The organism is Cohnella thermotolerans DSM 17683 (genome assembly GCF_000429825.1).
Lineage (GTDB): Bacteria > Bacillota > Bacilli > Paenibacillales > Paenibacillaceae > Cohnella > Cohnella thermotolerans.
Map to the genome: position 1 here is coordinate 1 of NZ_KE386957.1, position 7,730 is coordinate 7,730.

A 7,730-nucleotide genomic window follows, 5' to 3' on the forward strand; every position below is an offset into this window, starting at 1 on the left:
TGTTCGTCTCCATATCCTAACCTTACCAAAAACAGAAATCAGGCGGAAGACCTGCTCCCACCCCAAAATTTATAAATTCTATAATGTCAAAAAAAGCGCCGTTGCCGGCGCTTAAAACGATCGTTTATTTGTTTTCCAGCACGTTTTTCAACGTCTGCAAGTCTTTCTCCGCGTCCCGGAAATGCAGGACGAAGCTCTCATCCCGCTGGAAGACGGTAAAGATAACCTTGCTCCCCGAGCCATAGGGAACGACCCTCATCGGATTCAGCAGTTCCCGTTGCGAAGGCTTTTTCAGGTAATGGTCCAATATGCCGTAGCCGTTTCTGTCCGCGAACCTGAGGCTCATCGGCCCTTCCCGCGTCTCGGCGACCCAGCCGTCCCCGGCTTTCCTGACCCCCAGGCAAAAGGAATTCGCCCACGCGGGAAAGTTCTCCGGATTCGCGATGTATTCGTACACTTCGTCGGGCGGGCGATCGATGGCGACGGTGAGCGTTCTGGAATGGAGAATTCCCGGCATGCTCGAATCCCTCCTCACGGTTTTCCGGATGTCCGCTTCCTCCTCTATAAGCTATTACGCGAATCGCGTCCCGAGAACGCCTCATCCTCTTCAAGTTTGATCCGCATAACGCCACCAGATGAGCGTGCAGGCGATGCCGACGCCCCCGACGCCGCAATCATGTTGATGATTACCAGCGGTCAATGCCCAACAACTTGCGTCCTGTCGAAGTGAGATAAGTACGGCAAGTTTTAGCGTTCCAGCTCTGAATCCTTTTCATCAATAAGGAAGGGTTCTCTTCAACGGCAGGGAACAAAGTTAGAGGCAGCCAGTTGCAATCAGAATCAAAATCATAGCTATAAATTTCTGAATTAAAAATTAGTAAATCACCCATATTGACCACATGCTTATTGCCCTCGTTCTTTCCTGCGGGAAGATGGACCGACTGTTGAAGACACACTCTCCCCTTCACATGAGAAGGCTCTTTTTGATCCAGATTAGCCCAAAGCGCTTCGGTTCCTAGAATTTCACAGAACGCCTTATATACGGGTTCGTACATCCGAATATCCCATAGAAATTGATGATGCACTTCCATTTTCTGATTTTCACTTAATGAATCGATCCATTGGAGGTAACGCAATATATAAAAGTTTGTCACAGCTCTTGGAAATAAGATAAAGCCGTTTTGCTCCCAGCCTTCAAGGTTCATCCCCTGCAACTCCTCATCCTCTTCGTCCCAGAGGGCTACAATGAAAGCTTAATCGAACGTAATCGAAGCAACAATCAAGCATCTTGTCTTCTATTTTTGTTTTGTTATATATATTGCTATGGAGATGGAACGGACTATCATTGAGTTACCGTAAAAATCCTAGTTTATTCGTTAGGCAAGGCATGATATATATTGTGGTTATTTCGAGTTGAGGGAGTATGAAATGGCGATGACAACTTTTAGAGAGGAAATCCGAATCCGCTTGCTTTATGCAGGGAAGGTTTCCGAAACACCTAATTGGAATTTTCCAAGCCACAAACACGATGATTTGCATGAAATCTTAGCGGTTTGTGACGGAAAAGGGGTGTTCACGATCGGGGGGACGACTTATTCAGTAGGAAAAGGAGATATTCTCGTTTATAACAAAGGAGTTTTGCATGAAGAGCATTCCTCGAGCGAGAGCCCCTTACTCATGTATTATTGCGGATTTTCATTCCCTTCCGTCGTTCATTCTTCCGATGATTGGGTCATCCCTCCGGATCAAGAACCGGTCATTCGATCCAGCCGTTTTTTCTCGGAAATCGCTGCCTTGATGAAAATGTTATTTGATGAAGCTTCCGTAAAGGAGGAAGGGCACGAAATTATCAGCCATTATTTATTAAATTCGATCCTTATTTTGATAAGACGCACGCTTCAAAGCCAGAATCACATTAAGGATCAAGAATCTAATAGTCTTGCGGTGCATATTAAGGATTACATAGATAAAAACTTCACCCAAAATATAAGTTTAAAAGAATTAGGGAAACAATTTCACGTTAACCCTTACTACATATCTCATGTATTTAAAGGCAAATATAATATTTCTCCTATCAACTATTCGATTCATCGGCGTATTGGCGAAGCAACAAAACTTCTTGTGTCTACTGAGATGAAGGTATGGGAAATCGCTAAAATCCTCGGCTATGACAATCCAAACTATTTTTCGATTATGTTTAAAAAAATAACAGGTCAATCACCGAATCAATTCCGGGAAAGCAACCAGAGAAATTTATACCTGCAATAAAGATTCGGCTGCCTGAACGAAACCTTTCAACGAACCGGTTCACGGCCGCCGTCGCGGCGGCCGTGACCAAGTTAAGCGCGCCCGGGCCGCTTCGGCGTGATGCGGGTCGATCTCCAGCGTCACGAGGCGCCCGTCGGGCGGCAGCGCCCGGGCCATCCAGATCGTGCTGTAGCCTCCCAGCGTGCCGATCTCCAAAATCCTCGGCCTTCGCCATCCGCGCCAACAGATGCAGCAGCTTGCCTTGGGCCGGAGACACGTCGATCTGCGGCAGCCCGGCTTGCCAATTGGCGGCCAACGCTTGCTCGAGGACGGAATCGAACGGTAGGAGGCGTTCCTCTTTGGTTTTCTCCCTTTTAGAATGAAGCGCTCCGGGCCGTCGTCGCCGGATACGGCGCGACCTTCGTCTCCTCGCCGGTGCGTGCGGCCCGGAACGACGCGCCTTACGCCCGAATCGCGCTCCCCGCTTCGGATAGGATATAGCGCTTCTCCACCCGGGGCCCGAGCGTGCTGACCACCTCGTTGGCGATCGTGCCGGCCCAGCCGGCGACTTCCTCCGCCGTTATCCGTTCGTCTCCGTCTTGTCCGATCAGCGTAACCGTATCGCCCGGGCGAACGTCTCCGATGTCCGTCACGTCTGCCGACAGTTGGTCCATGCAGATTGAGCCGATGATGACCGCCCGCCGTCCCCGAATGAGCACACAGCCGCCCCGGTCCGAAAGCGCGCGGGAAATGCCGTCCGCGTACCCGATCGACACCGTTGCGATCCGGCTGTCGCGGGGGGCGACGAAGCGCCGGCCATAGCCTACGCTCTCCCCGGCCCGGATCTCGTTCACGCGCGTGACGCTCGCCTTCAGCGACAGCACCGGGCGCAGTTCGAGCCGGGCGTTGCGCTTGTCCCGCTCGCGCGGGAGCAGGCCGTAGAGTGCGATGCCGGGACGCGCCAGATCGCAGCGCAGCTCCGGATAATTCAGAATGCCGCTGCTGCTCTGAAGGTGCAGCCTGCCGGGATCGAATCCCGCGGCCCGCACACGGCGGACGACGCGATCGAACCGTTCGATCTGCGTTCGGGTAAAGGCAACGTCCGACGGCTCCTGGCTGTCCGCGGCCGCCAAATGACTGAACGTGCCCGTCACGCGCAATCGGCTGTGCCGGTACATGGACAGGACCCTATCGATCCGTTCGCACGGCTCGCCGAGCCGGTTCATGCCGGTGTCGATTTTCACATGAACGTCGATACGCTTCCCGAACGCCTGAAGCCGCGCCGCATCGTCGGCGCCTACGACCGTCTGGGCAAGCCGATAACGGACGAGATCGTCCAGACGATGCGACGGGGTGCAGCCGAGAATCAGGATTTCTCCTTCCAGGCCTTGCAGCCGCAAAGCGATGCCTTCGTCGATGTTCGCCACCGCGAAGGAACGGACGCCGCACGCGTACAGCCGCGCCGCGACCTGGGCGGCTCCGTGACCGTATGCGTCCGCTTTGACGACGGCCATCACCTGCGTTCCGGCAGGAAGCGCGCTGCGCAGCGCCGTCAAATTATAGTCCAGATGGTCGAGACGGATTTCGGCCCAGGCGTTAGACATGACGATCGCACCCCTCCGGGTCGTAAACGGTCACGACAAAGCCGTCCTTATTGTTGCCGGACAGCCGCCATCGGGCGCCGCTAGCGCGCGGCAGCGGTACGGGGGTGTCGCCCTCCTCCGCCCGGACGTAATAAATCTCGGCGAGCGAAGCGCCCTCGCCGGCGTAGAGATGGGTCTCGCCGCAAGCGTATTGCTTGAGAAATTCGGTATACTCCTCGAGGCAGAGTCCTTCCCTCTCCATAATGACGGAATGCGGATAGCCCACATAACGGAAATGCCAAGGCTCGCAGGCGATGCCTGTCCGATCCGTTTTGTCTGCCCGATAGCGCTGGACAAATCCGTATTTCGCCGCCAGCCGTTTAAAAACGCCGCACGCGCCCCGATCGGGGAAGGCGGGCCGGATATAATCCACATTCCCTTCGTACAGCCCGACATCGACCGCTAGGCCGGTCTCGTGTTCGCTTGCGCCGGGAAGCGCCACGTACTTTGCCGTAAAATCCGCACCGTTCTCCCGAAGGGAGGTCGCGTATAGACGCTCCTGGGCCGCTCTCGAACGATAGCCGCTCACCACCGCGATCGACGTCCTCCCTCCGCAGGCTTCCAGCAAGGCGGAGAGCAGCGCCAGGCAAGTCCGCTCCAGGAGGATGCCGGGCTCTTCGCGCCGGGAAGCTTGGAGGATGCCGTCCGGAACGGGGACGATTTGTTGCGCGGGCCGCCTTACGGGGTGATCTTTATTGACGAGAATGAGCTCGCCGTCGTACAGCCGGTCCCGCCTCATCTGCACGACGGCGCTTGCCCGCGCGGACGGCTTCCCTCTCCGCATCGTCCATGCTGTCATGGCCTCGCCTCCGATACGGCCGATGCGATCAACCGGTCGAGAAGCTCCGGGAATTCGATTCCCGCCTCCCGCATCATGCTCGGATATCGGCTAGTGGCCGTAAAGCCGGGGATGGTGTTCACCTCGTTGAACAGCAGCGAGCCGTCCTCGGCCCGAAACAAGTCGACCCGCGCAAGACCGCTGCATCCTAGAAGACGGTAAATGCGCAGCGCCGTCTCTCTTGCTTCTTCGGCCTGCTCCGGCGTGATGCGGGCCGGAAGATGAATAGAAGCGGTAGTTAGCGCGTACTTCTCCGTCAGATCGAAAAATTCGCCGGCCAGCTCGATCTCGTCGATCGCGCCCGTGATAGGCCGCGCGCTTCCGAGCACGGCGACACCGAGCTCGAAGCCGTCGACGTGACGCTCGATCACCGCCTTGCCGTCATGCAGCAGCGCGGCCTCGGCGCCCGCGATCAGCTCCTGCCGGGTGTACGCCTTCGTAATGCCGAACGACGAGCCCGACCGCGCAGGCTTCACGTAGAGGGGAAAGCCCCATTTGTCCGCCGCCTCCAGCGACCGGGTCAGCGGTTCTCCCGCCGCTATCGTCATAAAGGGGGGGACGCGGATGCCGGCCGCCTCCACCAACGTCTTGGAGATCGCCTTGTCCATGCAGATGGCGGAAGACAACGTATCGCAGCCGACGAACGGGATGCCCGACAGCTCGAGCAATCCCTGCATCGTGCCGTCTTCCCCATTCCTTCCGTGCAGAACGGGAAAGACAACGTCGAGCGGCGTGAAGCGGTATTCCGTTCCGGTCAGCTCGATGAGCCCCTTCATCGCCCGATTCGGCGAGAGCATGGCCGGCACGCTTGCGGAACCGGAACTCCAGCCGTCTTCCCGAATGCCGTCCGTCTCCCCGTAATAGCGGTACCAGCGTCCGTCCCGCGTCACGCCGATCGTCACGACGTCGTACTTTTCCCGATTCAGATGCTTCAATACGGCTGCCGCGGAGGACAGCGACACGTCGTGTTCCGTCGAACAGCCTCCGAACAGCACCCCTACCGCCAACTTACTCATCAGTCGCCCTTCTCCTTTGTCATGGAATGACTTAAGAATAGCGGGCCGATCTTACGAACCTATGCAGACAAGCTTAGGAAAATCATAAGATTTGCTTACCGTTTCTTCAAAACTTCCCAATCCGCAAAAAAACAGGTTGCGCAAATATTGCGTACATAATATACTGTTTATACAATCCACAATTAATTCGATTAAGGGAGATCGTCTATGCATTCTCATGCCATTGAAGTGAAGGGCCTGCGCAAGAAGTTCGGCACCCAGGTCGTGCTGGACGGCATCGATCTGACCGTCCCTTCGGGCACCGTGTTTGCGCTGCTCGGTCCGAACGGCGCGGGCAAAACGACGCTCATCAACATCCTGTCCACGCTGGTCGCTCCGGGCGAAGGCAGCGTCAAAGTCGCCGGGCACGACGTCGTCAAGGAGAGCGACGAAGTGAAGCGTTCCATCAGTCTGACCGGACAATTCGCCGCCGTGGACGAGATGCTGACCGCAACGGAGAACCTGCGGATGATCTGCAGACTCACCGGTCTGACAGCCGCGGAATCCCGCCGTCGCACCGACGAGCTGCTGAAGCGGTTCGACCTGACGTCGGCCGCGAACAAGCGCGTCAAGACATACTCCGGCGGCATGCGCCGGCGGCTGGATCTCGCCATCAGCCTCGTCGCGAGCTGTCCGGTGCTGTTCCTGGACGAACCGACGACGGGCCTGGATACGATTAGCAGGCGGGCTTTGTGGGAGATCATTCTCGAGTTGAAACATCAAGGCATGACGATTTTTCTCACCACGCAATATTTGGAGGAGGCCGACGAGTTGGCCGATCGGATCGCGGTCATCGCGGGCGGCCGCGTCGTGGCGAACGGCACCGCCGAGGAGTTGAAATCGCGCGTGGGCGGGGAAGTGCTGGAACTTTACGGCGACGGGGACGAGGTCCTCCGGGCCGTCCCGATCGACGGCAGCGTGCAGGACGTCAGACGGACGCTTAACGAGCTGGCTCCGCTTTATCCCCAGCATACCCGGGTCGGCATTCGCAAGCCGAGCCTGGATGACGTGTTTGTCGCCTTGACGGCCAAACCGGGTTTGACGACCTTATCCAAGGAGGCCATGTTCAAATGAAAACGATCCAATCTTCGGTCCGAACCGCTTCGGCGGGCGCGACGAACGCCGTCTTCATCGGACGCAGCATCCGGCTCAGCTTGCGCAATCCCGAAGCGCTGCTTATGGCCATCGTTCTTCCCGTCATGCTTATGCTGCTCTTCACCTACGTATTCGGAGGAGCCATCGCCCCGGGAGGGGATTATGTCGATTACGTCGTCCCCGGCATCATTCTGCTGTGCGCCGGCTTCGGTTCCGCCAGCACCGCCGTCGACGTGAACCAGGACATGACGAACGGCATCATCGACCGGTTCCGGACGATGCCGATCCGCAGCCGCAGCGTCATCACCGGCCATGTTGCGGCGAGCCTCGCCCGCAACCTGCTTGCGACCGGCGTCGTCGGCGGCGTCGCGCTGCTCCTCGGCTTCCGCCCGACGGCAAGCGTCCTGGAGTGGCTCGCGGCGCTGGGCGTGATCGCGTTGTTCATTCTCGCCTTCACCTGGCTTTTCGCCGCGATCGGTCTCGTCGCCGGCAGCCCGTCCGCAGCTTCCGGCTACGGCTTCATTCTCCTGTTCCTCCCCTATCTGTCCAGCGCCTTCGTTCCGACGGAGACGATGCCGGGCTGGCTTCGGGGCGTCGCGAATCACCAGCCGATCACGCCGGTCATCGAGACGATTCGGGGGCTGCTCACCGGCACGCCGATCCGGAACAGCGCCTGGCTGGCGGTCTTCTGGTGCCTGCTTATCCTTGCGGCCGCATTCGTCTGGAGCGTATGGTCGTTCCGCCGCAAGTCGGGACGGCGCTAGATAGCGCAGGCCGCCCGTACCTCCGGCGATTGGCTGCTGCAAGATCGAAAATCGATCTTACAGCCTCGGCTGCGGCTCGACGGCGCCC

General features: G+C 57.6%; 8 protein-coding genes and 1 pseudogene. 3 read left to right on the forward strand and 6 right to left on the reverse strand.

Annotated elements, in window-relative coordinates:
• Positions 1 to 124: 124 nt before the first annotated feature.
• Both G485_RS0119650 and G485_RS0119655 read right to left on the reverse strand, forming a co-directional pair.
• Positions 125 to 517, reverse strand: a complete 393-nt coding sequence (locus G485_RS0119650) for an SRPBCC family protein (RefSeq protein WP_035157362.1) — start codon at positions 515 to 517, stop codon at positions 125 to 127.
• A 169-nt stretch (positions 518 to 686) separates the two neighbouring features.
• Positions 687 to 1,205, reverse strand: a complete 519-nt coding sequence (locus G485_RS0119655) for a hypothetical protein (protein WP_027093930.1) — start codon at positions 1,203 to 1,205, stop codon at positions 687 to 689.
• 223 nt (positions 1,206 to 1,428) lie between these two features.
• Here G485_RS0119655 and G485_RS0119660 point away from each other — a divergent pair, with 223 nt between their 5' ends.
• Positions 1,429 to 2,268 (forward strand): AraC family transcriptional regulator, encoded by an 840-nt coding sequence (locus G485_RS0119660; RefSeq protein ID WP_027093931.1) that lies wholly within the window; start codon positions 1,429 to 1,431, stop codon positions 2,266 to 2,268.
• A gap of 72 nt (positions 2,269 to 2,340) precedes the next feature.
• Here G485_RS0119660 and G485_RS27405 read toward each other — a convergent pair.
• From G485_RS27405 to vanG, 4 genes and pseudogenes are all read right to left on the reverse strand, one after another.
• Positions 2,341 to 2,656 (reverse strand): annotated as a pseudogene (locus tag G485_RS27405) (O-methyltransferase); the annotation flags it as partial.
• Between the two features lie 52 nt (positions 2,657 to 2,708).
• The gene (gene vanT / locus G485_RS27410) at positions 2,709 to 3,851 is read right to left on the reverse strand and encodes a serine racemase VanT catalytic subunit (RefSeq protein ID WP_035157365.1); all 1,143 of its coding nucleotides are present in this window, start codon (positions 3,849 to 3,851) and stop codon (positions 2,709 to 2,711) included.
• Entirely contained in the window at positions 3,844 to 4,689 is an 846-nt protein-coding gene (locus tag G485_RS0119675) for a D-alanyl-D-alanine carboxypeptidase family protein (protein WP_084423406.1), read from the reverse strand. The genes vanT and G485_RS0119675 overlap by 8 nt, the downstream gene beginning before the upstream one ends.
• Entirely contained in the window at positions 4,686 to 5,744 is a 1,059-nt protein-coding gene (vanG, locus tag G485_RS0119680; RefSeq protein ID WP_027093933.1) for a D-alanine--D-serine ligase VanG, read from the reverse strand. Before vanG ends, G485_RS0119675 begins: the two co-directional genes overlap by 4 nt.
• A gap of 207 nt (positions 5,745 to 5,951) precedes the next feature.
• Here vanG and G485_RS0119685 point away from each other — a divergent pair, with 207 nt between their 5' ends.
• Together G485_RS0119685 and G485_RS0119690 are read left to right on the forward strand one after the other, a co-directional pair.
• Positions 5,952 to 6,857 (forward strand): daunorubicin resistance protein DrrA family ABC transporter ATP-binding protein, encoded by a 906-nt coding sequence (locus G485_RS0119685; protein ID WP_027093934.1) that lies wholly within the window; start codon positions 5,952 to 5,954, stop codon positions 6,855 to 6,857.
• Entirely contained in the window at positions 6,854 to 7,642 is a 789-nt protein-coding gene (locus tag G485_RS0119690) for an ABC transporter permease (RefSeq protein WP_027093935.1), read from the forward strand. The genes G485_RS0119685 and G485_RS0119690 overlap by 4 nt, the downstream gene beginning before the upstream one ends.
• The last annotated feature ends 88 nt before the right edge of the window (positions 7,643 to 7,730 follow it).